Genomic DNA, 3,563 nt, shown 5'->3' on the forward strand with positions numbered 1-3,563 from the left:
TGCGCCTCGATCGGGTCGCCCAGCTTCGTACCCGTGCCATGACCCTCGACCGCGTCCACGTCGGCCGCGTTCACACCGGCGTTGGCCAGCGCCTGGCGGATCACCCGCTCCTGCGAGGGACCGTTCGGCGCCGTCAGACCGTTGCTCGCACCGTCCTGGTTCACCGCACTGCCCCGCAGCACGGCAAGCACACGGTGACCCTTGCGACGCGCCTCCGACAACCGCTCCACCACCAGGAGTCCGAGACCGTCGGAGAACCCGGTGCCGTCCGCCGACGCGGAGTACGCCCTGCAGCGCCCGTCCGGCGACAGCGCCCGCTGACGGCTGAACTCCGTCAGCAGGTACGGGCCGGCCATCAGGGTCACGCCGCCCGCCAGGGCCATCGAGCACTCGCCCGATCGCACGGCCTGTGCGGCCAGGTGCAGCGCCACCGCCGACGACGAGCAGGCCGTGTCGACCGTCACGGACGGTCCCTCCAGGCCGAGCGTGTAGGAGACGCGACCGGAGAGCACGCTCGTCGTGGTGCCGGTCAGGCGGTAGCCCTCCAGCTCAGAGGTCGTGGCGCCGCCGTAGTCCGAGGTGACCGCGCCGCAGAACACGCCGGTGTCACTGCCGCGCAGCGACGTCGGGTCGATGCCCGCGTTCTCGAACGCCTCCCACGCGGCCTCCAGGATCAGCCGCTGCTGCGGGTCCATCGCCATCGCCTCACGTGGACTGATCCCGAAGAACTCCGCGTCGAACTCGCCCGGCCGCTCCACGAAGCCACCGCCACGCGTGGACACCTTGCCGGGCTGGTCGGGGTCGGGGTCGTAGAGCCGCTCCAGGTCCCAGCCACGGTCGATGGGCAGGCCCGATATCGCGTCCCGCCCGGAAGCGATCAGCTCCCACAGCTCGTCCGGCGAGGTCACCCCGCCCGGGTAGCGGCAGCTCATGCCGACGATCGCCAACGGCTCGTCCACGGACGCGCGTCGCGGCCGGGCCACGGCGCGCGGCTCGTCCGCGACTCCGCCGGCCTCGGAGAGGAGCAGCCGTGCGACCGCGACCGGCGTCGGGTGGTCGAACACGAGGGTCGCCGGCAGCCGTACCCCGCTGGCCTGGGTGAGCCGGTTGCGGAGCTCGACCGCGCTCAGCGAGTCGAAACCGAGCTCCTTGAACGCCTTCGCCGGGTCGACCGCCCCGGCAGAGGCGTGACCCAGCACCGACGCGACCTGCGCCTGCACCAGTTCCAACACCACCCGCTCGCGGTCGGCCTCCGCCACACCCGCCAGCCGCTGCGCCAGCGAACCGCCTGCGCCTGCCCCACGAGCAGGCATCCGGACCAGCCCGCGGTACACGGCGGGCAGCATCCCGGCCCGCGCCTGCCCCCGCAGCGCGCCCAGGTCGAGCCGCACCGGCGCCAGCAGCGCCGAGTCCACGGCGAGCGCCTGGTCGAACAGCCCGAGCCCTACCTCCGTCGAGAGCGCAGCGATACCGGTCCGGTCCAGCCGGGCGAGGTCGGCCTCGGCCAGCTCGCCGGACATGCCGCCGGCCTCCGCCCACAGGCCCCAGGCCAGCGATGTCGCCGGCAGGCCCTCGGCGCGACGCAGGTGTGCGAGGGCGTCCAACGCCGCGTTCGCCGCCGCGTAGTTGCCCTGGCCCGGGCTGCCGATCAGCGCCGCGACGGAGGAGAACAGCACGAACGCCGTCAGGTCCATGTCCCTGGTGAGCTCGTGCAGGTGCCACGCCGCGTCGAGCTTCGGACGCATCACCCGCTCGACCTGCTCCGGCGTCATCCCCTCGATCACACCGTCGTCCAGGACACCCGCCGCATGCACGACCGCCGACAGCGGCTGCTCCAACGTGCCGAGCAGTGTTGCCAGTTGGTCGCGGTCGGAGACATCGCAGGCCTCGACCCGCGCCGTCGCGCCGGCCGACTCCAGCTCCGCCACCAGCTCCGCAACACCATCGGCGGCGGCGCCGCGACGGCTCACGAGCAGCAGGTGCTTCACCTCGTGGCGCTCCACCAGGTGCTTCGCGAAGAGCTCGCCCAGACCCCCCGTACCACCGGTGATCAGCACCGTGCCGTCCAGCGCGGGCATCGCCCGTGTCACCGCCGACACCCGCGCCAGGCGCGGCGCCAGCAGCCGGCCGCCTCGTACCGCGAGCTGCGGCTCGTCGGAGCCGAGGACCGTGCCCCACTCCGGCTGATCGCCTTCGTCGAGGTCCACGAGCACGAACCGGTTCGGGTGCTCGGCCTGCGCGCTGTGCACCAGACCCCACACCGCGGCCTGCGCCACATCCGGCGTCCCGCCGTCGACAGCGACGGCACCCAGGGTGGCCACGACCAGCCGGGCCTCGCCCAGCCACTCGCTCGCCAGCCACCGCTGCACCAACGCCAGAGTGTCGGCCGTGAGTTCACGTCCGGCCTGCGCGGGGTCACCCGCCGGGGTCTCGAACGCGGCGACGACGACCTCCGGCGCCTGCGCGCCGTCGGCCAGCGCCTGCTCCAGCGCGTCGAGGTCCGCGAACTCGTCACCCAGGAGCGCGACCCGCGCCGGCCGGGCGACATCGTCGGCCGGGACGGCGGTCCAGTCCACCTGGTAGAGCGGGGTCCGCTGTCCGCGCTGTGCGTCGTCGAGCCGGGCCTGCTCGACCGGGCGTACGACGATGGACCGCACCGACACGACCGCGGCGCCGGAGTCGTCGACTGCGTCGAGGCGCACCGAGGAGTCGCTGGTCGCGACGGCGCGCACGCGCAGCCGCGTGACGCCCTCCCGCTCCAGTCGGACGCCGGTCCAGCTGAAGGGCATGCGATGCCCGCTGCCGTCCCGGTCGGTCAGCATGATGACGCCGCTCTGGAGTGCCGCGTCGAAGAGGGCCGGGTGGATGCCGAAGCCTTCACCACCGGTGTCACCGGGCAGTTCCACCTCGGCGTAGGTCCGGTCGCCGTCGCGCCAGGCCGCGCGCACGCCCTGGAACGTAGGGCCGTAGTCGTAGCCGAGGTCGGCCAGACCTGCGTAGAGGGCGTCCACGGGAAGCTGCTCGGCGTCCGCGGGCGGCCACTCGGCGGGCCACGGCCCGACGGCCTCGGCCTCGGGGGCGAGCAGACCGCGGGCGTGACAGGTCGCGTCCCGCTCGTCGTCCTCGCCGTTCTCGGGACGGGTGTAGACGGCGATGTCGCGTCGGCCGTCCTCGGCGGCCGCGCCCACGGTGACCTGCACCTGGAGCGCGACGTCGTCGTCCAGGACCAGCGGCGCCTCCAGCACCAGCTCGTCGACCACGGGAGCGCCGACCTGGCGACCGGCGGCGAGCGCCAGCTCCACCAGGCCCGTGCCCGGCACCACGACGGTTCCCAGGAGCAGGTGCTCGGCGGCCCACGGTTGGGTCTCGGTCGACAGTCGTCCGGTCAGCACCCATTCGTCGCGGTCGCCGACCTGCACCGCGGCGGACAGGACCGGGTGCCCGATCCGGCTCTGCCCGGCCGCCGCCGCATCACCGTTGCCGGTACTCGGGGCCAGCCAGTAGCGCTCGCGCTGGAAGGCGTAGGTGGGCAACTCGACGCGCTGTGCGCCGCTGTCGGCGAA

At 73.8% G+C, this 3,563-nt stretch carries 1 protein-coding gene; it reads right to left on the reverse strand.

What is annotated here, in order from left to right; genetic code table 11:
• Window positions 1-3,563 (reverse strand): type I polyketide synthase (locus ABZ208_RS38825; RefSeq protein WP_356914158.1); only part of this gene is annotated, 3,563 nt, incomplete at both ends.

The sequence above is a fragment of the Streptomyces sp. NPDC006208 genome, from assembly GCF_040613775.1.
Lineage (GTDB): Bacteria > Actinomycetota > Actinomycetes > Streptomycetales > Streptomycetaceae > Streptomyces.